This is a genomic window from Paenibacillus sp. GM2FR, from assembly GCF_002803325.1.
In the GTDB taxonomy this organism is placed as follows: Bacteria; Bacillota; Bacilli; order Paenibacillales; family Paenibacillaceae; genus Paenibacillus_AQ; species Paenibacillus_AQ lautus.
This window is the reverse complement of sequence record NZ_MKZM01000011.1, coordinates 418,234-441,094: the sequence shown is the minus strand read 5'-3', so window position 1 is coordinate 441,094 and position 22,861 is coordinate 418,234. Positions and strand designations below refer to the sequence as shown.

At 50.1% G+C, this 22,861-nt stretch carries 23 protein-coding genes; 14 read left to right on the top strand and 9 right to left on the bottom strand.

Annotated features, from left to right (window positions below):
- Positions 1-66: 66 nt before the first annotated feature.
- Together PAEVO_RS30305 and PAEVO_RS30300 are read right to left on the bottom strand one after the other, a co-directional pair.
- On the bottom strand, positions 67-1,071 hold the full coding sequence (locus PAEVO_RS30305) for a sensor histidine kinase (protein ID WP_100541183.1): 1,005 nt from the start codon (positions 1,069-1,071) through the stop codon (positions 67-69).
- Positions 1,068-1,757: a response regulator transcription factor gene (locus PAEVO_RS30300; RefSeq protein WP_100541364.1), complete on the bottom strand. Its 690-nt coding sequence runs from the start codon at positions 1,755-1,757 to the stop codon at positions 1,068-1,070. Before PAEVO_RS30300 ends, PAEVO_RS30305 begins: the two co-directional genes overlap by 4 nt.
- 280 nt (positions 1,758-2,037) lie before the next feature.
- On the opposite strand from PAEVO_RS30300, the gene PAEVO_RS30295 reads away from it, so the two are divergent.
- The 5 genes from PAEVO_RS30295 to PAEVO_RS30275 all read left to right on the top strand — a co-directional run bounded on the left by PAEVO_RS30295 (position 2,038) and on the right by PAEVO_RS30275 (position 6,851).
- Positions 2,038-3,528, top strand: coding sequence for a copper amine oxidase N-terminal domain-containing protein (locus PAEVO_RS30295; RefSeq protein WP_243390993.1), 1,491 nt, complete (start codon positions 2,038-2,040; stop codon positions 3,526-3,528).
- 263 nt (positions 3,529-3,791) lie between these two features.
- Complete coding sequence (locus PAEVO_RS30290) at positions 3,792-4,745, top strand: DMT family transporter (RefSeq protein WP_100541181.1); 954 nt, start codon at positions 3,792-3,794, stop codon at positions 4,743-4,745.
- 134 nt (positions 4,746-4,879) lie between these two features.
- On the top strand, positions 4,880-5,122 hold the full coding sequence (locus PAEVO_RS30285) for a helix-turn-helix domain-containing protein (protein WP_071220536.1): 243 nt from the start codon (positions 4,880-4,882) through the stop codon (positions 5,120-5,122).
- Between the two features lie 4 nt (positions 5,123-5,126).
- Positions 5,127-5,645 (top strand): peptide deformylase, encoded by a 519-nt coding sequence (def, locus tag PAEVO_RS30280; RefSeq protein ID WP_100541180.1) that lies wholly within the window; start codon positions 5,127-5,129, stop codon positions 5,643-5,645.
- Between the two features lie 228 nt (positions 5,646-5,873).
- Positions 5,874-6,851 carry a ring-cleaving dioxygenase gene (locus PAEVO_RS30275; protein ID WP_100541179.1) on the top strand — a complete coding sequence of 326 codons (978 nt, stop codon included), beginning with the start codon at positions 5,874-5,876 and terminating at the stop codon, positions 6,849-6,851.
- A gap of 86 nt (positions 6,852-6,937) precedes the next feature.
- Here PAEVO_RS30275 and PAEVO_RS30270 read toward each other — a convergent pair whose 3' ends face one another.
- The gene (locus PAEVO_RS30270; protein ID WP_100541178.1) at positions 6,938-7,342 is read right to left on the bottom strand and encodes a YybH family protein; all 405 of its coding nucleotides are present in this window, start codon (positions 7,340-7,342) and stop codon (positions 6,938-6,940) included.
- A 126-nt stretch (positions 7,343-7,468) separates the two neighbouring features.
- On the opposite strand from PAEVO_RS30270, the gene PAEVO_RS30265 reads away from it, so the two are divergent.
- Complete coding sequence (locus tag PAEVO_RS30265; RefSeq protein WP_100541177.1) at positions 7,469-7,810, top strand: winged helix-turn-helix transcriptional regulator; 342 nt, start codon at positions 7,469-7,471, stop codon at positions 7,808-7,810.
- 128 nt (positions 7,811-7,938) lie between these two features.
- Positions 7,939-9,489: a BCCT family transporter gene (locus tag PAEVO_RS30260; protein ID WP_100541176.1), complete on the top strand. Its 1,551-nt coding sequence runs from the start codon at positions 7,939-7,941 to the stop codon at positions 9,487-9,489.
- Positions 9,490-9,565: 76 nt separating this feature from the next.
- Here the strand turns inward: PAEVO_RS30260 and PAEVO_RS30255 are convergent, their stop codons facing one another.
- From PAEVO_RS30255 to PAEVO_RS30235, 5 genes are all read right to left on the bottom strand, one after another.
- The gene (locus PAEVO_RS30255; protein ID WP_100541175.1) at positions 9,566-9,970 is read right to left on the bottom strand and encodes a hypothetical protein; all 405 of its coding nucleotides are present in this window, start codon (positions 9,968-9,970) and stop codon (positions 9,566-9,568) included.
- Positions 9,971-10,132: 162 nt separating this feature from the next.
- Positions 10,133-11,143, bottom strand: coding sequence for a FecCD family ABC transporter permease (locus PAEVO_RS30250; RefSeq protein ID WP_100541174.1), 1,011 nt, complete (start codon positions 11,141-11,143; stop codon positions 10,133-10,135).
- Entirely contained in the window at positions 11,140-12,150 is a 1,011-nt protein-coding gene (locus PAEVO_RS30245) for a FecCD family ABC transporter permease (protein ID WP_100541173.1), read from the bottom strand. The genes PAEVO_RS30250 and PAEVO_RS30245 overlap by 4 nt, the downstream gene beginning before the upstream one ends.
- Positions 12,151-12,219: 69 nt before the next feature.
- Complete coding sequence (locus PAEVO_RS30240) at positions 12,220-13,197, bottom strand: iron-hydroxamate ABC transporter substrate-binding protein (protein WP_100541172.1); 978 nt, start codon at positions 13,195-13,197, stop codon at positions 12,220-12,222.
- Positions 13,121-13,993 (bottom strand): ABC transporter ATP-binding protein, encoded by an 873-nt coding sequence (locus tag PAEVO_RS30235; protein WP_100541171.1) that lies wholly within the window; start codon positions 13,991-13,993, stop codon positions 13,121-13,123. The genes PAEVO_RS30240 and PAEVO_RS30235 overlap by 77 nt, the downstream gene beginning before the upstream one ends.
- Positions 13,994-14,317: 324 nt before the next feature.
- Here PAEVO_RS30235 and PAEVO_RS30230 point away from each other — a divergent pair, with 324 nt between their 5' ends.
- Positions 14,318-15,367, top strand: coding sequence for an NAD(P)/FAD-dependent oxidoreductase (locus PAEVO_RS30230; protein WP_100541170.1), 1,050 nt, complete (start codon positions 14,318-14,320; stop codon positions 15,365-15,367).
- 78 nt (positions 15,368-15,445) lie between these two features.
- Here the strand turns inward: PAEVO_RS30230 and PAEVO_RS30225 are convergent, their stop codons facing one another.
- Positions 15,446-16,057: a TetR/AcrR family transcriptional regulator gene (locus tag PAEVO_RS30225; protein WP_100541169.1), complete on the bottom strand. Its 612-nt coding sequence runs from the start codon at positions 16,055-16,057 to the stop codon at positions 15,446-15,448.
- 171 nt (positions 16,058-16,228) lie between these two features.
- Here PAEVO_RS30225 and PAEVO_RS30220 point away from each other — a divergent pair, with 171 nt between their 5' ends.
- The 6 genes from PAEVO_RS30220 (at position 16,229) to PAEVO_RS30190 (ending at position 22,824) form a co-directional block, all read left to right on the top strand.
- A complete protein-coding gene (locus PAEVO_RS30220) occupies positions 16,229-17,407 on the top strand; it encodes a YhgE/Pip domain-containing protein (protein ID WP_100541168.1) in 1,179 nt (392 codons plus the stop codon).
- Positions 17,408-17,611: 204 nt separating this feature from the next.
- Positions 17,612-18,256: a response regulator gene (locus PAEVO_RS30215; protein WP_100541167.1), complete on the top strand. Its 645-nt coding sequence runs from the start codon at positions 17,612-17,614 to the stop codon at positions 18,254-18,256.
- Positions 18,253-19,377: a sensor histidine kinase gene (locus PAEVO_RS30210; protein WP_100541166.1), complete on the top strand. Its 1,125-nt coding sequence runs from the start codon at positions 18,253-18,255 to the stop codon at positions 19,375-19,377. Before PAEVO_RS30215 ends, PAEVO_RS30210 begins: the two co-directional genes overlap by 4 nt.
- Before the next feature lie 212 nt (positions 19,378-19,589).
- Positions 19,590-20,525 (top strand): ABC transporter ATP-binding protein, encoded by a 936-nt coding sequence (locus tag PAEVO_RS30200; RefSeq protein WP_100541164.1) that lies wholly within the window; start codon positions 19,590-19,592, stop codon positions 20,523-20,525.
- 29 nt (positions 20,526-20,554) lie between these two features.
- On the top strand, positions 20,555-21,673 hold the full coding sequence (locus tag PAEVO_RS30195; RefSeq protein WP_100541163.1) for an ABC transporter permease: 1,119 nt from the start codon (positions 20,555-20,557) through the stop codon (positions 21,671-21,673).
- Positions 21,673-22,824: an ABC transporter permease gene (locus PAEVO_RS30190; protein ID WP_100541162.1), complete on the top strand. Its 1,152-nt coding sequence runs from the start codon at positions 21,673-21,675 to the stop codon at positions 22,822-22,824. Before PAEVO_RS30195 ends, PAEVO_RS30190 begins: the two co-directional genes overlap by 1 nt.
- The last annotated feature ends 37 nt before the right edge of the window (positions 22,825-22,861 follow it).

Sequence of the window (22,861 nt, the reverse complement as noted above, 5' to 3'; positions counted from 1 at the left end):
TAAAGGAGTCGAGGGGCCTTTTCCTTCGATTCGCCGAACAAAGCTCAAAAGCATGTGACATTGTTGTCACATGCCGGTAATGCTTACGACATCATTCCGTTTCGGAAAGATCAAGGTGAAGGTGGTGCCGATCCCCGGCTTCGATTCCACCTGGATGCGAATCAGCAGGGCATCGGCTACTTTTTGCGTCAGATAGAGCCCCATGCCGGTTGCGGCGCTGTCCTGATGCGAGGTGGTTGACGTGAAGCCTTTGTCGAAAATCCGGGGCATGTCCTTCGGATCTATGCCGCGTCCGGAATCCTGGATGGTGAGCCTGACATGATCATCCTTGAGATCGCTCTCGATGATGATGTCCGAAGCGTTGCTGTATTTGACCGCGTTGGTCAACAGCTGGCGGACGATAAAGCCCAGCCATTTCGCATCGCTGAGCACTTCCGTTACCTCAAGGGAAACGTCAAATCCGATGCCCTTCTGCATGCACCAGGACTTGAGCGCACGTATTTCCTGGAAGATGATCGGCTCCAGCGCGGCTACCTCGATCAACAGATCATTCCGGATAAAGGGGATGCGCTTCTGGTGCAGCTGCTGGTCAAGCAGCAGATGGATGCGGAGCCACTCATACTGGAGCTGCGCTTTTAACGTCTCATCTTCCATGCGTTCGATCATCAGCTGCATGGTGGTGAGCGGCGTTTTCACTTCGTGAATCCAGGATAACAGCTCGTCCTTCTCCCCTTGCATCTCCGTCAGACGCGTGGAGGATTCCTTCTTGAAGCGCTCGGTCTGAAGGGAGAGAATATCCATGGCAATCGCTTCAAAGGGACGCTCCGGTTCGCTGATGGCGGCTAAATCGTAGGTGTCATCCCACGCCCGGAGGCTTTTGTAGAACTTGGTTTCCCGGTTGTATCTGACGACCAGAAACACGATGAAGAACAATGTCGACAAAAAAACGATATAGAGGATGGACAGAAAAGGGATCTGGGAGTCCACGGCGGCTATGAACAGAAACAGCAGCTTCAGAAACAGGAAGAACAGAATCCAGCTTAGTCTTTCCCGGATGTAGGCCATCATCATGCATGGGCCTCTTCCGTGGCGATATAACCTTGTCCCACCTTCGTTTCGATGTAAGGATCAAGACCGAGGGGCTCCAGCTTCTTGCGCAGCCGATTGACGTTGACCGTTAAGGTATTATCGCTGACAAAATGCTCGTTGTCCCATAAGCTTTTGATCAGATCTTCCCGGCTGACGATTTGATTCTTTCGCTCCATAAGGATTTTCAGAATGAACATTTCATTCTTAGTCAGTTCAGCGGTCCCCTGAGGGCTGCTAATCGTATTTTTACCGAATTCGACGGTGGCTCCACGCCATGTTCTTAGCTCGGTCCGTTCGGTGTTGTAATTGTATACCCGGCGCAGCGTGGCCTGGATCTTGGCAATCAGGACATCAAAGTGGAACGGCTTCTGAATGAAATCATCGGCTCCAAGCTGCATGGACATAACCATATCGGTCGGATGATCGCGGGAAGACAAGAAGATAATCGGCACGTTCGAGTGGGAGCGAATCATTCGGCACCAATGGAACCCGTCAAACTTCGGCAGCTGGATGTCGATAATGACCAGGTCGGGTTGAACCGCTGTAAATTCCTGAAGTACGGCGCTGAAATCGCGGACGCCGTAAACGTCATACGACCATTGCGCAAGGCGCTCCTGCACTTCATGGAATAGGGTCACGTCGTCTTCGATTAACATAATTTTAAACAAGAGATTCACCACGCTTTATAAGGTTGTTCAGGTTGTTCAAAGCCACTTTGCAAACCTTCCCGGCTGAAAAGTTGACTGTTGAACTTGCACTTTAGGATCAGCATTTCATTCCCAGTGTATAGCAAAATGTCGATATGTGCTATCAGTGGGCACCCTTCCGCTGTGCGCATAGGACGAGGCTTAAATACCTATTTACAAACATTTCCTCCCTTCCCATAATAGAAATGAGCCTATGACCTGGGAGGGGAAAAATATCGTTATGTATAAGAAGTTCAAATGGTTGACTGTACTCGTTGCAGCTGTGCTGGTTGTCATGACAGGATGTCAGGCAGTCGGGGGACTGGATATCAACAAGGCGCTGCTTACAAGTCTTGATGTTAAATCCAGTGAATCCAAGGCAAGTATTCGATTCGAGGTGGTGCCATCAGACAAGGCCCTATCGACTGAAGATAAAGAAGCGATTGATCTCATCAATTCGTTATCCCTGAATATGGATCATGCCATCGTACAGGATAGCAAAACGGTGTCCATTCAGGGCAGTGTCCAATATTCGGACAAGAAGATTCCACTTCATATATCTATGGATTCCAAAGGAATGGCGATTCAATTGGAAGGCGCCAAGCAGCCGTTCTATCTATCGATGGATACGACCGTTCCCGGGCTGCCTGATACCAGTCAGTATGAGCAGGCGATTCAAGATGTCGTGAAGAAGGCGGCAGGGCTTGTGCTGAAGCATTTCCCGAATCCATCGACAATCACGGTGAAGTCCGCTCAGGAGAAGGTGAACGGGGAAAGCTTGAACCTGACGCATCTCCATATGGAGCTGACGGGCGAAGAGATCTTGAACATGGTTAAACCTTTCGCCGAAAGTCTGCTTAAAGACGAAGCCGGTTTGAAGCAGGTGATCGGCGATGCTTATGATGCCATTTATCCGATGATGACCAGCATCGGCGAGGCCTACGGCGAAGACGTAGAGCTCCTGCCGCAGGAATCCAAGGAAGAGGTCGTTGCGTCGCTCTACGATATCGTGCATGGCGGACTGATCGAATTCACGGAGAACTATGATGAACAGAAGAAACAGTTATTGGAGGAGCTTCCGGGATCCGAAACCGTATTTGGCAAGGATACCATCCTCAAACTGGACTATTTCTTCGATGACCAGCTGAACACACGCAAGAGTGCGCTGGAGCTGAACGTTGCACTTCCGGCTTCCGAGGAACTGCCATTGAAGTCCTTCAAGGTTTATTCTGAGAGTGAAGCATGGAACATCGGCGGTGCGGTAAAAGCGAATCAGGTAGACACGTCCAAAGGCGTGCTGGACGTCCTGAACGGAACGGTGACGCCAGGCCAAGTGCTGCGGAACTTCGAGAAGGATTCCATCATCTATAACGTGTTGAAGGATGACCTGAAGATTACGCAAAAAATGATGTTCCTCAGCCCCTCGAGCGATGATTATGGATATGGTGTCATCAAGAAGAACAATCAGAGCTTCGTTCCGCTTCGTTACCTGGCAGATCAGTTGGATGCCGAAGTAAAGTGGGTCAAAGGCTCGAAGAAAATTACAGTCATCAATGATCTGACAGGGGAAGAAATCGTATTGACCGTAGGCTCCAAAACAGCCAGCGTCGGCGGTAAAAATGTGACGCTGCAGGAAGCTCCATTCGTTCATAGCAATGGATCTACCTACGTTCCGCTCCGGTTTATGGCAGAAGCGCTCGGTGCAACGCTTCATCTGGAGGGCGACGGCTGGATTTCGGTTCAACGTGATTAATGATGATGGTTATTGGTAACGGGCATGCCTAGGTATGCCTGTTACGAAACGTATACAAGTTAAAGTAGGGGGCTGTTTCCTATCATCTTGGGATGATGGAAACAGCCTTTTTGTCATTATACTTCCTTCATCGGATTTAACTGTACCGGTACAATTGGTATTATTTCAAATCGTAACGGAGTTCTTCCTGCCGTAAGATAAGTAGCAAATGCATCAGCCTTCTGGTTGTCATGCAAAAGAGAAGATGAAGGAGAACACATATCATGAATACACCGCATACAAGCCGTGCCTATGCCGCTGCGTTAGGATATACGGCTATCATTGGTTTTTCGTTTATGTTTGTGAAGTTGGCGCTGATCGTTGCTAACCCGCTGGATACGCTGGCACACCGGTTCACCATTTCGTTCATTGTTGCATCGATTGCGCTCCTCATGGCCCGTAGAAAGGTCAAGCTGGATCTGAAACGGCTGCTGACCATCGTGCCGCTGGCCATATTCTATCCGTTCCTGTTCTTTACGCTGCAAACCTTCGGTTTGGTTTACACCTCCTCGGCCGAGGCCGGGATCATACACGCTACCGTACCGATCTTTACGTTGCTCTTGGCGTCACTGTTTTTGAAGGAACGCTCCAGCTGGGCACAAAAGCTGTTTACCGTGTTGTCAGTGACAGGGATCATCTCTATATTCGTGCTGAAGGGCGTTTCCTTCGAGACATCAAGTACGCTCGGGATTGTATTAATTCTGCTGTCGGCGCTTTCCAACGCGATATACAGCGTGATGGCCCGCAAGTTGACGCAGAAGCAGTCGGTACTGGATATTACGTTCATCATGTCACTGATCGGATTCGTGCTGTTTAACCTGATGTCGGCCGCTCAACATGCTGCGCAGGGGACGATCGTACATTATTTTGATCCGTTTTTGCATCCGTCCTTCGTATGGGCCGTTCTGTATCTTGGCGTGTTGTCCTCCCTTGGAACATCGCTACTGTCAAATTACGCATTGTCCCAGATGGAGGCATCCCGGATGGGCATCTTTAACAATCTGGCCACCGTGGTCACGATCTTTGGAGGTGTCGCCTTCTTGAATGAAGAGCTGGCTTATTATCATGTCATCGGGGCAGCGCTCGTCATTATCGGCGTGATCGGAACCAGCCTTGCAGGGAGAGCCAAGAGCGCTAGGCGGAAATCGCTCGAACGGAACGAATCCAAACCTGCTTAAGTGTCCCGAAGGGTCATCAAGATTTGTAGAGAACTACTTTCGTTAGACCCCTAAAAAATAGGCTTGAGATATTAGGCAGTACCTAATAAAATAAGGTGTGAGCTAATATTTGAATGGAACGGGAGGGGGACCCTTTGCTCGAATGGATGCTACGTAATGTGATGGCGGAGAGAGGGATATGGTCGGGAGCGGCTTTGGCGCGGCTGATGAAAGAAAAGGCGAATTACAGCCTGTCAGCTGCTTCCATTAGTGCCTTGCTGACGAACCAGCCCAGGCAGATGAAGGCAGAGACGTTAGATGCCCTTTGCACAACCTTAGAGTGTACTCCAGGTGACTTATGGGTGCATACACCTCCTTCTAGAACTAAGGGGGCTTAAGGAAATGACGGTAAAAGCTATTGTGCCATTCGGTGATCCGATCTTGCGAAAGATCGCCCGGCCAGTCGATACCGTAAATGCCAGAGCATTGAAGATTCTGGATGATATGGCTGAGACGCTGTATGACAGCGAAGGGCGCGCTGGTCTTGCCGCACCACAAGTCGGTATATTACGAAGACTTATTGTCATGGACTGCGGAGAAGGATTGATCGAGCTGATTAATCCAGAAATCGTAGAGATGGACGGGGAACAGATAGGCCCCGAAGCTTGTCTCTCTTATCCAGGGTATTATGGATATGTGAAGAGAGCCAATAAGGTTAAGGTAAAGACATGGAATCGTCAAGGCGAGACGGTGATTCTGGAAGGCGAAGATTATCTGGCCAGATGTATGCAGCACGAGATTGATCACCTGAACGGCATATTGTTTGTGGACCATGTACGGGATGGATGGTTGTATCATGAGGAGACCCATCAACGTATCGAGCTGTTTCCTGTCATTGGGTTATCCAATACAGGGACATAACGGACATGTAGACTCTCTTATGAGAAAAAATAGAACGGCCGGTTGTTTTTATATCCGGCCGTTTTTGTATATCATGCACGGCTATACTGGGGTCATAAATTTAGAAGGTTGACGGAACAGAATTGTCGTGATATTATTATCTTAAATTAAAGATGTTTTAAATCAAAATAATAATTCATGAAGGTTGGGCAAACACTTTCTAAATAGAAGAGACGGAGGAATTTAATCATGAACGGATTAAAAGGAATTCACCACGTAACAGCCATTACGAGCAGTGCCGAGAAGAACTACGAGTTTTTCACCTATGTGCTTGGAATGCGGCTCGTGAAGAAGACGGTTAATCAGGACGATATTCAGACATACCACCTGTTCTTTGCAGATGACAAGGGCAGTGCCGGCACAGATATGACCTTCTTCGATTTTCCGGGGATCCCGCAGGGCAGACATGGTACAGACGAGATTTACAAAACCTCGTTTCGTGTCCCTAACGATGCAGCGCTCGAATATTGGGTCAAGCGATTTGACCGGATGGATGTGAAGCATCAAGGCATTCAAGAGTTGTTTGGCAAAAAGACACTCGCCTTTGTGGATTTTGACGATCAGCAGTATCAGCTCATCTCCGATGAGAACAACGAGGGTGTGGCTTCAGGAACTCCTTGGCAGAAGGGACCAATTCCGCTGGAGCATGCGATTACAGGACTCGGCCCGGTGTTTGTACGGGTGTCCAACTTCGATCATTTCAAGGAAATGATGGAGAAAGTACTCCAATTTACTGAAATCGGCAAGGAAGGTTCGCTTCATCTGTTTGAGGTGGGTGAAGGGGGCAATGGCGCACAGGTGGTTGTCGAGTACAACGCCGTGCTTCCTAGAGCCCAGCAGGGCTTCGGCACTGTACACCACGCGGCCTTCCGGGTCGAGGATCGCTCGGTGCTGGAACATTGGATCAAGCGTCTGGACGACTTCCAGTTCCATACGTCAGGCTTTGTAGACCGCTATTTCTTCCAGTCCCTGTATGCGCGAGTTGCACCGCAAATTCTGTTTGAGTTCGCAACCGACGGTCCGGGCTTTATGGGTGACGAGCCATATGAAACGCTGGGCGAGAAGTTGTCCCTGCCTCCGTTCCTGGAGCCAAAGCGCGAGCAGATCGAGCGTATGGTGCGTCCAATCGATACCGTTCGCAGCACGAAGGAATTCGTGAAGGAATAATGTAATGAATCTCAAGAAGCAATCCGCTTGTTTACGACAAGGGCGGATTGCTTTTTTTGTATCGCTGAAATAATGGCTCTTACTATTCATTTCACTTCATCCGAACCAAACGGATGATCCACGATATACAGCCAGCTTCCGTCAGGTTGCTGTCTCACGATCTCGGAGGTATGTCCTTGCAGCACCAGCGGTTGGCCATCCGGGTCTGTCGTCTGCAGGGTGAACCGAGCACGCATCATAGCGATATTTTCAAACGGGATACAGTATAAATTGGTGGAGATCATCGTACCCTTCAGATGCAGCAGTTCCTCCAAAGTATGACGAAAGGAATGAATTCCGATCTCCAAGCTTCCATTGCTGTGGACATGAATACTGTCCGGTTCATACAACGCCAACACCTGATCGATGTCCCCTGAGTTATACGCGTCAGCAAATGCAGCATTCATATCCTCGGGCTTCCAGACTCGGATTGCGGGAATGGATGGTTTCATTGAATCTCCTCTTTCTGTATGATGATAGCAATAGCCTATCTGAAAATGAAAGCTGTGATAAGTACGCACAATTTTATGACATAGTCATCTATTTATGACAATGACCAAGGGGGTTAAGCAATACATATGCCATATCAGGATGAGAGGTATGGGTGCCCGGCTGAAGTGGGCTTGCACATGATTAGTGGGAAGTGGAAGCCCCGAGTACTGTATGAACTGTTTCAGGAAACCCTGCGTTTTGGTGAGCTGCATCGGAGAATACCTGAAGTATCAAGGCATGTGCTTACTGTGCAATTGCGGGAGTTAGAGGAGAGCGGCATCGTAAAACGGACGGTGTATCAAGAGGTACCTCCCAAGGTGGAGTACTCGATAACGGAGTTCGGTACCCATTTTAAAGCAGTGCTTGAGCAAATGGTCAATCTAGGCCAATTGTATATTGATTCTCAACAAGTCCCAAATAACGAATAGTACTTCAAGATAGCCTTGATCAAGAATTACCCCATGCTGCACACACTTACCGATTAAGTACATCAATTCTGGTTTAAATACAAATACTGTATAGGAATGGATGACTTAATAGCCTGAGGTGGAGCATTATGAAAGGGAGTTTATTCAAGAACATTGTGTTTACGGTTTCGGCCGTTATCATTGCCATTCTTGCTATTCTAGGGGCTGCTATGCCCGGAGCTTTCGGTGAAGTGGCAGGGTATTTGTACAGGTTCACAACGAATACGTTCGGCTGGTTCTATCTGCTCTCGATCTTTGTGATTATTATTTTTCTGATCTGGGTGGCAGCCAGTAAATACGGCACGATTCGTCTTGGCGGAGATAAGGAGAAGCCCGAGTATCCGTTCTTCACCTGGATCGGAATGCTGTTCTCTGCGGGGTTTGGTGTAGGGCTGGTATTTTGGGGCGTGGCTGAACCTATGAGCCATTTTTTTAAGACACCCTTCGGCGGCGTCGAAGCACAAGGTGTGGACGCGGCACGTGTGGCTATGGGCTATTCCTTTTTTCATTGGGGCATTAGTCAGTGGTCTGTGTTTGCCCTTGTCGGACTTGTGATCGCGTTTCTTCAGTTCCGTAAGCAGAAGGATGGGCTGGTGTCTACAGCGCTTGAGCCTGTCACCGGCTCGAAGCGTAGTGTGAAGAATACGATTGATATCCTCGCGGTGATTGCAACTGTCATGGGCATCGCGACCTCCATAGGACTTGGCGTTCTGCAGATGAGCGGTGGTTTGAACACCATTATGGGGGTGAACAACGGTGTCGGGTTGCAGTTAATGATGCTGGGGCTTATTTTCGTTGCTTATATGATCTCGTCGACAACGGGGCTGGATAAAGGGATTAAATACTTAAGCAACCTGAACCTCGCGATGGCGCTCATTTTTTTATTGTTTGTGTTTGTTAGTGGCCCCTCCGTTTTTATTCTGGAGACCTTTACATTGGCACTGGGCGACTACATTACGAACTTCGTATCGTACAGCCTGCGGCTTCAACCCTACGCCGAAGGCACATGGGTACGGGAATGGACGATCTTTTACTGGGCTTGGGCGATTGCTTGGTCGCCGTATGTAGGAGCTTTCGTGGCGAGGGTATCCAGGGGAAGAACGGTTCGCGAATTCATTGTGGGCGTGATGGTCGTGCCGCCGGTCATTGCTTGTCTGTGGATCGCTGTGTTTGGCGGGACCGCCATCTGGTTTGATCTTCATGAGAACACCGGGATTGCGGCAGCCGTTAATGCGGATGTCACGTCGGCACTGTTCCAATTGTTCAACCAATTGCCGTTTTCATCCGTCATGAACGTGCTGGCGATTATACTCATTCTGACGTTCTTGGTGACATCGGCCGACTCAGCAACCTACATCTTATCCAGCATGACCACCTACGGCAGCCTGAACCCTCCTCAAATGGCAAAAATCGTGTGGGGCACGCTCATGGCAGCCATTGCCGGCGTCCTGCTGTTTGCAGGCGGACTGGAGGCATTGCAGACGGCTTCGTTGATCGCGGCCTTGCCATTCACGGTGCTGCTGCTGTTGTTGATCATTGCCGTGGTGAAGCTGCTGAGACGCGAGCCGATTCCGATTCGGAAGGCCGATCTAAAACGGTTCCGCCGTCTGGAGGAAGCGGCCAACCGGGACAGGAAGTGAAGATAAGGGCGAGGCGGAACGTTTTTTTATTACCTGCGCGACATAGAGGGCATCCATGTGGTGCCCTTTTATTTTTTTAGGAGATAAGCTCGGACAAGACGGCAACCATAGCCAAACCAATACAAGAACAGGAAGGACATATGCAGGTAATAGGCATCCCATGAGGATAGCCCGAGGGATGGAGGATTCGTTTCTTTAAGGATCCGGACTTTATGTCGTCACCGGGGGTGTAGGCTTGCTCTCCAACTACATCTGTTCGATCCAGATCGACATACAACTCGCCGGCAAGGTAACCTATGAGGTACGTTCCTACGATGGCGATGTTGATCCAGCCTGCATTCTGTCGAGGCAGCCCGAGGTCGATCAAGAGGCCGAATATCCAGAATATGCATAGTAAACTGATCGTCACGATGATCCATAGAGGAAATGTTAACATCCATCGCTTTGCAGCTGAATCGATCACTTCCTTTGATTTTGCCATAGTACCTCCCTTTTGCTTACCGAGTTAATTATCCTTATATTACCTTATTTATGAACTCTATGTATGAGATGAAGCCATTCACTGTATATAAAAAAAAGCCCTTATTACACCTGAAAGAGTGCAATGAGGGCTTTAAGCGTTCAGTTGAAAAGAGAATAACCATTATTTTTTCTTAAGCAGCAAATACACAAAATACGGCGCGCCGATGATAGCAACCATAATGCCTGCTGCGATACCGTCGGGATCCACGATGTTGCGTCCGATCGTATCTGCGAGCAGCAGCAGCCAGCCCCCGATCAATATAGCAATCGGAATGTACATCTGATTCCGCGGGCCAACCAGCGCTTTGGCAATATGAGGGCCCATGAGTCCGATAAACGTAATGCCGCCCGTAACCGACACCGCGGATGCTGCAAGCGCGACGGCGGCCAGAAGCAGCACAATGCGTTCCTTCTCAATCGAGACGCCGACACCGATGCCTACAGGATCGCTTAACCCCAGCAGATTCATGCGCTGCGCTTTGTACAGGGTGAACAGGACCAGGATGATCAGCCAGGGCAGCAGAGCCACAATGAAGGGCCAATCGGTGCCCCATATCCCGCCCGCCAGCCACTTGGCGATAAAATCGACCTTGGTCCGCTCAGCAGACGACGTGAGCACAATCATGACGCCCGAGAGTGCCATGGAGAACCCGACACCGGTAAGCACCAATTTAACGGGCTGCAGGCCTTCGCCTTTCCGGAAAGAGAACAGGTAGATGCCCACGGCCGTTAGCACAGCCCCGATAAATGCCGCCAAGGGCAGCATGTAGATAAAGGAGCCGGCTTCGATCGGGAAGAACAGGAAAAATACGGCCACGCCGACCCCGGCCCCCGAGTTTATTCCGATAATGCCTGGATCCGCGAGATCATTTCGGGTAATGCTCTGTAGAATGGCACCTGATAAGGCGAGCGCCATTCCGGCCAGCAAAGTAATGAGCATGCGTGGCAGGCGCACATCGAAGATAATGAATTTCTCTTTGAAGCTGCCTTGGCCCAGCAGGGTTGGAATAATCCGATCATAACTTACGGACGAATAACCGAGACCCAGACCAACGAGGATAGTCACCACTGTAAGGATCAACAAGACCAGAAACGTAATACGCTGTTTTCTTAATAACGACGGATGAATCATGACAGTCCCCGGCCTCCTTTGCGTACGATAAACAGGAAGAAGGGCAACCCCATGATGGCGATCAGAGCGGCTACGGGCGTTTCGTAAGGAGCATGCAGCGTTCGTCCGACCGTGTCGGCAAACAGCATGAAGATGGCGCCCACCATGGCGGACATCGGAATGACATGGCGGTAGTCGGTTCCGACGATACCGCGGACGATATGGGGAATCATCAGGCCGAGGAAGGCCAAATTCCCCACCAAGGCCACAGAGGTTCCTGCCAGGAGGACAATCACGACAAACAGGATGCCTTTGATAGCAGCAATGTTCTGTCCCAAACCGGCGGCGACTTCTTCACTCAGGCTAAGGATGGTCAGCTGTCTTGATAACACGATGGCAATCATAATTCCAATAAGAATAAACGGGAATATCGTCTGCAGCTGCCCCCATGAAGTGCCGATCACACCGCCTGCTGTCCACATGGACACATCCTTGGATATTTTAAAATAAATGCCGATTCCTTCGGCGATGGCGTACAGGAATGCGGATACAGCTGAACCAGCCAGCACCATCTGCAAGGGAGAGAAGCCGCCTTTTCGCATGGCTCCGATGCCGAAGACCATCACAGCACCGACCGCTGCTCCGATGAAGCAGGCCACCATCATGCCAAAATAATTGGCAGCCGGCAGAAAAGCCAGTGTGAAGGCCAGCGCTGCATTCGCCCCGCTGGTAAGGCCGAGCAGGCCGGGATCCGCCAGCGGATTACGGGTAATGCCCTGCATGATAGCACCGGAGACCGCGAGCGCGGCTCCGACCAGAATGGCGGCAACCTCGCGGGGCAGGCGAATTTCGCGAAGAACGGATAATTTCTCGCCCTCCATCGAGGTGGTAAGGGCAAACCATACATCCTGGATGCTGGTTTCAGCTGCGCCGAACACCATCGCAACGACAAACATGCCCATAAATACGATGATGCCCGCAATCAATTTGACGGAAAAAGGAATGGACCGTTTCGTAGGCATTGTCATGGAATCATCTTTTCATCTTAAAGTTGGAGTATTCAATCTAAATAAATCGGAGTAATGGCAGCCTATGTCCTAGTTGCCCAAAAAGTGTTCCGTAATGAACTCAAGCTGGTACTCCAGCGTGGTTGCATCATTAAAATAAATACGGTTTCCGTCTGCTTCGAACACGCGGCCATTTTTCACCGCCGGGATTTGCTTATACGTCTCGGTTTGCTGGAAAGACGTAGCGGCATCGGCAAATTTGCTGAGAATGACATAGTCGCCGGCATATTCCGGCAGCACTTCCGCAGAAAGGGCATAATAGCCGTCCTTCAATGCCATTTCTTTCACTTTTTCCGGCATTTTCAGCTTCATTTCCTGATACAGGATTTCCGTACCGCGCCCCCAGTTATCGCCGTATACATAAAGCTGCTTATCAAAGCTCTCGATCACGGACACGGTTGCGTCTTCGCCGATCTTCGCGCGAATTTCATCGCCGGCTTTTTGCGCCCGCTGCTTGAAATCGTCGATCCAGGCTTGGGCTTCTTTTTCTTTGTTCACCAGCTTGCCGATTTCAAGATGCTGCTTCAGATAATCAACTTTACCGTAGGTGAAGGTAACGGTTGGGGCAATCTCTTTCAGCTTATCCACGTTCTTGATATTGGACAGGCCGATGATGAGGTCGGGATCCAGTTCGATGATTTTTTCCAGGCTTTCATCCGTTACTTCTTCGGCATCCTTGATTTTGTCCGCAAATGCGGGATTGGCCTTGGACCAGGAATCCACGCCCACCATGTTGACGCCGAGTGCAAGCAGGTCGCCTACGTAGGAGGACAACACAATGACGCGCTGCGGATTGGCAGGCACCTCAACGGGTCCGTTCTCGGACTCGTATGTAATGGTCCCGGATGGGGCTTCGCTTTGTTCCGTTTTAGGTGTTTCGGCCGTACCTGTATGGTTGCTGCTTGTCTCCGCAGGCTTGCTGCTGCAAGCACTAAGAATGAGCAGCAGCGCTATAAATGGGATGAGTAGTTTCTTCGTAGGTGTCGTTTTGCTGTGTTTTGAGTACATCCTCTTTTTCCCCTTTTAAAAGATTGTATGTGATACAGATCGGTTTTGCCGTGCGCGGATCGCGGCCGATCTCGGCATCGATATGGAATACTTTCTTTAATACGTCATGTGAGATGACGGCTTCCGGATCTCCGGCCTGAATGATATCTCCATCCTTCATCGCGATAATGTAATCCGCGAATCTGGCGGCTTGGTTTAAATCATGCAGAACCATAACAATGGTACGCTCCTGCTCGATGTTAAGCCTCTCCAGCAGTTCCAGGATCTCAAGCTGATGCGCCATGTCCAGATACGTGGTCGGTTCGTCAAGGAAGATCATTTCGGTCTCCTGAGCCAGTGCCATCGCAATCCATACCCGCTGTCTTTGCCCACCGGACAGAGCATCCACCGAACGATATTTGTAATCCTGGGTTCCGGTAACCTCCAGCGCCCAGTCAATTACTTCCATATCCTGCTTGGTCAAGCGGCCAAAACCGCGTTGATGAGGATATCGGCCATAGGAGACAAGCTCGCCAACCGTCAATCCGCCCGGTCCTTCCGGAGTCTGGGGCAGAATGGCCAGCTTTTTCGCCAGCAGCTTAGTGTTCATCTTGGCGATTTCTTCCCCATCGAGAATGGCAGCACCGGACTGGTAAGGAATAATGCGGGTAACAGCTTTCAAAAGAGTGGATTTGCCGCAGCCGTTAGGCCCAATAATGGTTGTGATTCTTTTATCGGGAATATCTACGTTAAGACGATTCAATATCAGATTCTCGCCGTAACCGACGCTTATTCGATCTGTACTTAGGCGAATCATCATTTCACCTCCAGAGTAGTTAGCTATCAAACGATAATGATTCTCAATTTCATCCATAAATATAATGGGGGGCCGCGTCATTGTCAATAAATATCTTAATGGAAATTTTAAATAATATTCATGTTTCAACCGAATTATATCCATATATAGATTGGCTGGGTGTTACATGCCTATATATAGGCGAAATTGTGACAATATGAATTTTTTCTAAATGTTTGATTGTAAAAAGGTTGAAGGCAACGTATACTAATTGATAATGATAATCATTTACGTTACAAGGTGATCACAAGCAGCCTTTTAATCTATAGACCGGGAGTGAAATGCATGAGTGGGAAAGAGATATTTGATGTAACGGTTATTGGTGGAGGACCAGCAGGATTATATTCTGCTTTTTATAGTGGACTGCGCGGAATGAAGACCAAGATTATAGAATATCAACCCATGCTTGGCGGGAAGGTTCACGTCTATCCGGAGAAAATGATATGGGATGTCGGCGGACTGACGCCCGTTCCGGGCGCGAAGCTGATCGAACAGATGGTTCAGCAAGGTCTGACGTTTAATCCCGAAGTGCTGTTGAACGAGAAGGTTGAATCGATCGCCCGCAATGAGGAAGGGCTGTTCGAATTACATACGGCGAGCTCCGGCGTGCATTTGTCTAAAACGGTTATCGTGGCGGTTGGAGGAGGCATCCTGAATCCGCAGAAGCTGGAGATTGAAGGAGCCGAGCGGTTTGAGGTTTCGAATCTGAACTATACGGTGAAGTCCCTCCAGCATTTTAAGGGCAAAACCGTCATTGTGTCCGGTGGAGGGAATTCAGCCGTGGATTGGGCGAATGAGCTGGAGCCTGTAGCGAAGAAGGTATACTTGGCCTACCGCAAGGACGAATTGTCAGGCCATGAAGCCCAAGTCGAGCAGCTGATGAACAGCACGGCCACGTGCCAACTTAATACATCGATTACGAAGCTCATTGCTTCGGATAATCATGAGGTAATTGAGCGGGTAGAATTGACCAATAATGCGACAGGGGAAATTTCCTATCTGGCGGTTGACGAAGTCATTATTAACCATGGCTATGAACGGGATATGTCGCTGCTGGAGAACAGCGAGCTTGATATTCACCGGGTGGATGACTACTATATCGCGGGCAACGCAAGCTGCAATTCTTCCATACCGGGACTGTATGCTGCCGGCGATATCCTGCATTTTGACGGGAAGCTGCACCTGATTGCAGGCGCCTTCCAGGATGCCGCGAACGCGGTGAACAGCGCGAAGCAGTTCATTGAACCGGATGCCAAAAAGTACGCGATGGTCTCTTCGCATAACGAGATGTTCAAGGAGCGCAATCGCGAATTAGTGAAGCAATTGATCAATTAGCGTTTGCAGCAAAGCGAATAGATCTCATTAAGAACGAAGAGAAGCGAGGGGATCCCCGCTTCTCTTTTTTGCGTTTCTTTACGGTTTTGGGATAATCCCTGAAGTAATCAACGGGCCGTAGTTGAGCAGCTGCGTCATCATGATCGCCATTTCTCTTGCGGATTTATTCATGCCGGACTCGATCCAGTGTATAACTAAGCCGATATTGGCCGAGGTCATATAAGCAATCAGGTAATCGCTCGGAATGATTTGATTCTCGCCTGCTGGCATTCTGAACGCATGCTTAGCAAACATATGCTCCTTCATGAACTCCCTGAATTGGCGAACGAAGGATATGTCACCATTCGGGCCGACGATGGCCCGGAAGAAGGCGGCATGCCGGATGAGCTCCTCGAATATTTGTTCTGACGCCGGATAAGGCTCCCCCTTTACCGCATAGTCTCTGGAATCCCTGGGATCGATATGGATCACGATGTTCTCAATTTTCTGAAGCACCTCTTCTTTGATTTTATCCAGCATATCCGGCACATCCCGATAATGCAGATAGAAGGTACCCCTGTTGATATTTGCGCGATTGGCGATATCGGTGACGGTAATCGCACTTATGTTTTTTTCGCCCATGAGCTCAAACAAGGTTTGCCGCAGCAGCTGATTCGTCCGGATTTGCCGGCGATCCGCCTTCTTGGTCAAGGAATTCCCCTCCAGTACAATTTGAACACTTAATCAACAGAAGGCTCGTACACTGATGAGTAATGAACACTCCGCTGAAAGCTGATGATTGAACATATTTCTCTCTTCATTATAATTAACGCTGTGATCATTAATCAACAGTTTGTTCATTAACAACGAGGAGTGGTAGATATGGGTTTCTTAAGACAAAAAGCGCTGTGGATCGGCGCATTGGTTGTCATTCTGGTGCTGTCAATCTTCGGCGTAGCCATGATGGGATCGATCGTGGGAGCGAAGCCGAAGTCCCTGCCCGTTGCACTGGTCGTCTTGGATCAACCAGCGGAGTTACCGAACGGCGAACCCCTTGCTGTTGGCGACATGATAAAGGGGATGCTGCAGGGAAACTCGCAGATGCCCATTCAGTGGGAGATCGTGAATTCGGAAGCGGAGGCACGGGAAGGGCTCGACAGCCAGAAGTATTATGGAGCCCTCGTACTGCCTGAGGACTTAAGCGCGGGCATCTTGTCGCTGCAGTCGCCTGCTCCGAAGCCCGCTGTGGTTCAAGTGCTGGTGAACGAGGGGATGAGCACGCAGGCATCCGCTGCAGTGAAACAGATGCTCGGGCAAGCGATGAAGATGGCGGGAGCGCAGCTCTCCAAGCAGGCACTGACCATGATCAGCGTGCAGACGGATATGCTGCCGGTAACAACAGCACAGGCTCTCCTTGCCCCGTTTGAGGTTCATGAGGAGGTTGTTCACCCTGTCGGGGTTAACCATGCAAGCGGCAATGCGCCGGGCATGCTGGTACAGATTTTATGGATCGGGTGTCTGATCATTAGCGTATTCTTGTTCCAGGCGCTGCAGAAGGCAGTGGCCGATGGCAGCAGCAGGGGAACCTCGATCGTGCTGCAGGGCGCTGCAGGTTTGCTGCTGGCCGGTCTGGCTTCCAGTTTTCTGGTGTGGATGGCATCCTCCTGGTATGGCATGGAGCTCGCGGACGAGGGCGGTGTATGGTTGATGCTGTGGCTGGCGGGTTCCGCCTTTTTCCTCCTTCAGTCGACCCTGCTCAACTGGATGGGAATCCCGGCAATGGGGATTCTGGTGCTCCTGATGTTCTTCTCGATGCCGCTTCTCAATATGGCACCGGAGTTTCTGCCGCAGGCAACGCAGGATTGGCTGTACTCGTGGACGCCGCTCCGCTTTGCTGCTTCGGCTCTAAGAGATGTGATGTATTTTGATGGAGTTTCCGCATCTTCCGCGAATGCTGCCGTACTATGGTCTATTGCCGGAGGTTTCCTTGTTCTGCTGCTTGCCTCGGTGCTGAAGAAGGGGAGCCCTTCCGATAAAAGAAAGTCGATGATCGCTTCTTAATAGAATAGCTAGTGAATGGGCAGTGTGGGGTGTGCACCCGCACTGCTTTTTACTTTGCTTAAGAAGGTTGGTCCCTGCGGCTGGGTACATGACATGGCAAAGGTTAGCAACGTGACGGTCACCCTTTTCTTCAGGTGAATAAAATACTATCGTTCTTCATGATGACAGCCTGTATAATCCTGAATAAGGGAGCGTGAGCGTAAGTTGAAGATTAAAGTGATCATAGCGGACGATAACTCTTTTATCAGGGAAGGCATGAAAATCATTCTGGCCACGTTTGATGAGTTCGACGTGGTAGCAACGGTTGAAGACGGCCAGGAAGCGGTGGCCTATTGCGAAGCCCATGAAGTGGATGTGGCACTGATGGATGTCCGGATGCCGAATCTAAACGGCGTTGAGGCCACGAAACAGCTCACGGAGCGTACCAAGACCAAAACGCTGATCTTGACGACCTTCGACGACGATGAATACATTACCGACGCGATCCTAAACGGCGCCAAGGGTTATCTGCTGAAGAATAACGATCCGGAACGGATTCGCGATGCGATCAAAACCGTGTACCACGGCCATCATGTGCTGCAGGACGTCGTGCTGGATAAAATCAAATCCGGGCTGAAGCCGGACAAGGAAGACAGCGGTACCAAGTTCGACCGGAGTCTGTTCACCGAACGGGAACTGGATATTATGGCGCTTATCGCCAAAGGGCTGGCCAACAAGGAAATTTCGAAGAAGCTGTTTATTTCCGAAGGCACCATTGCCAATCACATCACTTCGGTTCTCAGCAAGACAGGTCTTGAGCATCGAACCCAGATTGCGATTTTTTATCTGACGGGGGAAGTGAATAAGTGAGCGAACGCCGAAATTATGCCGAATCGTGGATCATCGGCTTTAAAACGATTCTATTCCTGTATGTGATCGGCCAATCTTATGCCTCTGATCTTGCGATAACGCCGTGGTATATCCTTGTCATTCTGCTCTACCTGTCCGTGAATGTATCCGTCTATATTTTCAAGAGCCGGAATGTACAGCCGTTCTTCATGGTACTGGCTGTTCTTGTTGTTGCGGCTTCCTCATTCTACATCCATCCGCTGTTGTTCATGCTGCTTCCGGCGAACCTGTATGAGCTGCTGTCTTTATACCTTCGCAGGAGCTGGATGATCCTGGTCCCCCTGTTGGTTCCAGCGCTTATGGTGCCTCACGAACTTGTCATTACCTATGTCTTTATATCCGTTCTATCCTATATCTATCTCACGATGCTAAGAACTTTTGTAAGCCGAGTCGCATCCTATCAGGAGCAGAATGAGCACATGCATCTTGAACTGGATCGGCTGACCGAGCGGCTGAGCGAAAATAATGAGTACATCCGGCAGTTTGAATACATGTTCAAGCTGGAAGAGCGAAACCGGCTGTCTCAGGAGATTCATGATAAAATCGGGCATTCCATGACGGGTGCATTGATTCAGATGGAAGCGGCCAAGCGCTTGATGGCAGCGAATCCGGACAAGTCCGCCGAGCTGCTGCAGAATGCCATCTCGATCTCCAAAGAAGGCATTGAGAGCATCAGGCTGGTCCTGAAGAATGTGAAGCCGCCTACGGAACAGCTCGGCATCAACCGGATGCGTTTATTTCTGGAGGAGTTCTCCGCTCAGCATTCGATCAAGACCGTATTGACGCATGAGGGTAATGTCGATCGAATCACGCCGCTGCAGTGGAAAATCATTCAGGATAACACTCAGGAAGCGTTAACCAACACGATGAAATATGCTCATGCAACGGCAGTCTCGTTACATATTGAGGTTCTGGGTACCATGATCAAGGCCAAGGTCAGCGACAATGGCAAGGGCATGCAGAAGGTCATCAAGGGTCTTGGGATCGTAGGCATGGAGGAGCGCGCCGCGGTCGTGAATGGAACCGTGATCGTAGATGGCTCCAGCGGCTTCTCGGTGACCACTTTGATTCCTTACAGCTAACACCCGGTAGGCTTGATTTGGCGGACTATGGAGATTGGGCCGAGGGAATTTCCTCTCCCCAAAAGGGTGAGGATTTGGGTCCTCAACAACATGAAGATTCTCATGGATAAGGATGAACTTGTGCACTATCGCAAGGGCATCCTTTTTTCGTACGATACATACAGATCAAGTCCACCGGTTGATGCGTGGATGAATATGGAGGCGAAAAACGTATGAACGTGCTGGAGATCAAAGGGCTCACGAAGAAGTTTGGGGATTTCATAGCGGTAGACCAGTTGTCGTTGAATATACGGGAAGGCGAGATCTTCGGCTTCCTCGGCGCGAACGGAGCAGGCAAGAGCACAACCATCAATATCATATCGTCGCTCATGCCCATGACCAAGGGAGAGGTTCATGTCCTGGGCAAGAATCTGATAAAGCATCGAAAGTTCGCGAAGCAGCAGATCGGCATGGTTCCACAAGAGGTCGCGATATATGAGGATCTGACCGCCTATGAGAATGTTCATTTTTTTGCCGGATTGTATGGACTGAGAGGGTCGGAGCTTAGGAGCAGGGCCGAAGAGGCGCTTGCCTTCGTCGGACTTAGCGACAAACACAAGATGTACCCGAAGAGCTTCTCCGGAGGCATGAAGAGACGACTGAATATCGCCTGCGCGATTGCCCACAGACCGAAGCTGATCATCATGGATGAGCCGACCGTCGGCATCGATCCCCAATCGAGGAACTATATTCTGAACTCGGTCAGGAAGCTGAACGAGATGGGCAGCACGATCCTGTACACGAGCCATTATATGGAAGAGGTGGAGGAGCTCTGCACCCGGATTGCCATTATCGATCACGGCAAGATCATAGCGGAGGGCACGAAGGCACAGCTGAAGGCTATCATCACGGACCAAAAGGATATCGGAATTGAAGTGCAATCGGCTGCCCATCTCGAAGTGAGTAAGTTGGAGGAGATTGCAGGCGTCAAAACGGTAGAAGTGAAGGAAAATATCGTGCACATCAGCTCCGATGCAGAGGTTAATAACCTGAATAAAATCATTCAACAATTCACGGCGCAAGGCATTGAAATTCGTTCCGTTCAAGCCTCCGAGCCGAATTTGGAAACGGTGTTCCTGACGCTGACCGGCAGGAGCCTCCGGGATTAACAGACCAGGGAAGGGGGAGGTGGAAGGACATGAACGTACTAAGAATCGCGCTGAAGGAGATGAAGATCGTCCGGGAGCCGCGGATGCTGGTATTTATGCTGGCAACCCCGGTGCTGCTCATTCTGATCCTAGGGACGGCGCTTTCGAATGCTTTTAACGGGAGTACGGCGATTGGAGACATCCGGGTGTTATACCATAACAGCGGAACGGAACCCGCGCTTACGGAACAATGGCAGGCATTCATGCAGGAAGCGGAGCGCTCATCGGGCATCGTCTTTGAGCAAGTCAGGGAAGGCATGGACGGAGGGCAGGAAGTGAGAAACAACCGGTACACCGGTTACGTGGAAATGGACGGCCAAGGGATCCGGTATGATGGAAACAGCCGCAACAGTATGGAGAACGGGATTGTGCAGGCGATGCTGTCCGCATTTGCCGACCGGTACCGGCTGTCAGCCGAAGCCGCGAAGATGGATCCGGAATATAAGAACAAGCTGCTTGTTAATGATGGAGAGAGCTATGTGGTTGAGTCTTCCATTCAGGGAGCGAGGCAGCCGGGTTCACTTGATTATTTTGCGATTGCGGTGACTACGATGATCATTCTGTATAGCGCCTTGACGGCAGGCGGATTAATCGATAGTGAGCGAAAGCGAAATACCGCGCAGCGCCTATTGGCCTCACCGGTAACGAAAGCCGAGATTTTTGTCGGAAAAATATTGGGCACGCTCGCAATCAATGCCGTATTTGTCATTATCGTTGTGCTGATCAGCAAATATATGTTCAATGCTTACTGGGGGGATCATCCGGTCATGGTGTTCCTAGTATTGTTGAGCGAGATTCTGTTTGCGCTCAGTCTCGGGCTCGGGATCAGTTACGTGCTGAAGGGAAATGCCGCCGGGGCTGTCATCATGGTCATTATTCAACTGGCTGCGTTCTTTGGCGGAGGGTATACGCCGGTTGCGAGCACAACGGGATTCATGAGGGAGGCCGCAACGTATTCTCCCCTGCATTGGTCCAATGAAGCTCTGCTGCAGTTGATCTATTCCGGTAACGGGTCGGCAGCCATGAATGCGATGATGCTAAACGTCGGTTTTTCCATCCTGCTATTAGCTGTAGCCATGATTTCAATGCGAAGAAGGGAGGGGCTGTAATGATGAAGGATATGCTCTGGCTCATTCGTAAAACGATATTGACCTCGTCGAAGGATTATAAAAATCTGCTGCTTGTGATCGCGCTTCCTATTGTCGGCATTCTGCTATCCACTTTAATCTACAAGGGTTCCGGAGTGATTTCCGTCACCATTGGCATCGTGAATCACGATGTTGAACAGAAGGTCACGCAAGATACGATCGATTTTATGGCTCAATTAGAACATACCGAGACTTCGATCATTAGGGAATCGGAAGCGGATGACTTGATTCTGTCGGGTGAGCTCGACGCGGTGCTGGTCTTCCCGGAGGGGTTTGCGCGAGGCGTAATGCTAGGGACACCCGAGCCGGTTCGGATCGAATCGATTAAGGGAGCTCAGGTTACGGGGTATGTAAAGTCATATCTGAACGCATACGTCCAGAATATTTCATCCATGGGGAGGATAGCGGGTGGCGATGCCGCCGCGTTTAACGACCTATACAGCGGTTACCAGAATTCAACGTTTCATTTGTCTACGGCTACGGTTGCGGATCAATCGGCCAATCATGATGTCACCAACCGGACGATCGGTTACTTGGTTGTGTTCATGTTATTCTCCGCCGTGAATCTATCGGCATTGACGATCCGGGATCGCGAGAATCGTACGTACTATAGGCTATTATCGTCACCAATTACGGCCCGCAGCTACGTCTTCTCTAATGCCATCGTGAACCTCGTTCTGATGATGATTCAGATTGCGGCCACCTTGTTTGTTTTGACCCGGTTCTTTCATATCGAGCCAGGCATCCCGTTATGGCAGATGTTTCTGATTCTGTCGCTGTTCGCTCTGGTCGCGGTCAGTTTATCGCAGGTCATTGTTGCATTCTCGGACAGCACCATGATGGCGAACGGAATCCAGACGATGGTGATTATGCCAACTTCGCTGCTGGCAGGGTGTTTATTCCCGATCTCCGTGATGCCGGAAGCGATTCAGCGAATCGCCGACTTCCTGCCGCAGTACTGGCTGCTCGATACGTTCGGCAAGCTTCAGCAAGGAAGCGGGCTAAGCGATATTATGCTAAATGTGGCGATTCTGCTGGCTTTTGCCTTGGCCTTATCGCTGGTTGCTACCTACAAGTTCGCAAGAAATAGAGATACACAGAGCTATATTTAAAAATTTAATGGTGGGGTCTCCTTGTACTGCACATAGG

What these genes read in the sequence shown, in the direction of transcription:
- PAEVO_RS30250 (WP_100541174.1), bottom strand. Translation starts at nt 11,143, where the DNA reads ATGATTCATCCGTCGTTATTAAGAAAACAGCGTATTACGTTTCTGGTC.
- PAEVO_RS30200 (WP_100541164.1), top strand. Translation starts at nt 19,590, where the DNA reads ATGAACGTGCTGGAGATCAAAGGGCTCACGAAGAAGTTTGGGGATTTC.
- PAEVO_RS30290 (WP_100541181.1), top strand. Translation starts at nt 3,792, where the DNA reads ATGAATACACCGCATACAAGCCGTGCCTATGCCGCTGCGTTAGGATAT.
- PAEVO_RS30255 (WP_100541175.1), bottom strand. Translation starts at nt 9,970, where the DNA reads ATGGCAAAATCAAAGGAAGTGATCGATTCAGCTGCAAAGCGATGGATG.
- PAEVO_RS30240 (WP_100541172.1), bottom strand. Translation starts at nt 13,197, where the DNA reads ATGTACTCAAAACACAGCAAAACGACACCTACGAAGAAACTACTCATC.
- PAEVO_RS30230 (WP_100541170.1), top strand. Translation starts at nt 14,318, where the DNA reads ATGAGTGGGAAAGAGATATTTGATGTAACGGTTATTGGTGGAGGACCA.
- PAEVO_RS30190 (WP_100541162.1), top strand. Translation starts at nt 21,673, where the DNA reads ATGATGAAGGATATGCTCTGGCTCATTCGTAAAACGATATTGACCTCG.
- PAEVO_RS30305 (WP_100541183.1), bottom strand. Translation starts at nt 1,071, where the DNA reads ATGATGATGGCCTACATCCGGGAAAGACTAAGCTGGATTCTGTTCTTC.
- PAEVO_RS30275 (WP_100541179.1), top strand. Translation starts at nt 5,874, where the DNA reads ATGAACGGATTAAAAGGAATTCACCACGTAACAGCCATTACGAGCAGT.
- PAEVO_RS30245 (WP_100541173.1), bottom strand. Translation starts at nt 12,150, where the DNA reads ATGACAATGCCTACGAAACGGTCCATTCCTTTTTCCGTCAAATTGATT.
- PAEVO_RS30260 (WP_100541176.1), top strand. Translation starts at nt 7,939, where the DNA reads ATGAAAGGGAGTTTATTCAAGAACATTGTGTTTACGGTTTCGGCCGTT.
- PAEVO_RS30235 (WP_100541171.1), bottom strand. Translation starts at nt 13,993, where the DNA reads ATGATTCGCCTAAGTACAGATCGAATAAGCGTCGGTTACGGCGAGAAT.
- PAEVO_RS30220 (WP_100541168.1), top strand. Translation starts at nt 16,229, where the DNA reads ATGGGTTTCTTAAGACAAAAAGCGCTGTGGATCGGCGCATTGGTTGTC.
- PAEVO_RS30265 (WP_100541177.1), top strand. Translation starts at nt 7,469, where the DNA reads ATGCCATATCAGGATGAGAGGTATGGGTGCCCGGCTGAAGTGGGCTTG.
- PAEVO_RS30270 (WP_100541178.1), bottom strand. Translation starts at nt 7,342, where the DNA reads ATGAAACCATCCATTCCCGCAATCCGAGTCTGGAAGCCCGAGGATATG.
- PAEVO_RS30195 (WP_100541163.1), top strand. Translation starts at nt 20,555, where the DNA reads ATGAACGTACTAAGAATCGCGCTGAAGGAGATGAAGATCGTCCGGGAG.
- def (WP_100541180.1), top strand. Translation starts at nt 5,127, where the DNA reads ATGACGGTAAAAGCTATTGTGCCATTCGGTGATCCGATCTTGCGAAAG.